The sequence below is a fragment of the Shewanella sp. 10N.286.52.C2 genome (assembly GCF_002874545.1).
Lineage (GTDB): Bacteria > Pseudomonadota > Gammaproteobacteria > Enterobacterales > Shewanellaceae > Shewanella.
In genome coordinates this window covers 1-328 of sequence record NZ_MCTV01000069.1, presented here as the reverse complement: position 1 = coordinate 328, position 328 = coordinate 1, and the positions used below count along the sequence as shown (strand labels likewise).

1 pseudogene is annotated in these 328 nt (G+C 44.2%); it reads left to right on the top strand.

Annotation, left to right across the window (positions count from 1 at the left end):
• Window positions 1–328, top strand: a pseudogene (locus tag BCU94_RS19625) (hypothetical protein); the annotation flags it as partial.

Sequence of the window (328 nt, the reverse complement as noted above, 5' to 3'; positions counted from 1 at the left end):
GATGAAGCGGATCGCGCCGTAGCACCTTATCAATGCGCTCAGTGTCATGGTAGTAACGGCGCACCAGCAGGTCATGGTGAAATGGGGGTATGTTTCTGGTGCCATGATAATGAGTTCCAACCTAAAAACCACGGTTCAGTAAATAAACTGTTCCCGAAAATGTACGAAGGTGGTAACTCTCCTGAAGATATGACCTTTCACCCAGCTAAACCAATCATTGATGTGCCATCAACCGATAGAGATGCTGTGAGCGTTGTTAGTGCTGAAATGTATGGTGATGCAAATCACTTATTGAACATATTACCTGCGTTGAAAGATCAAAACTTTG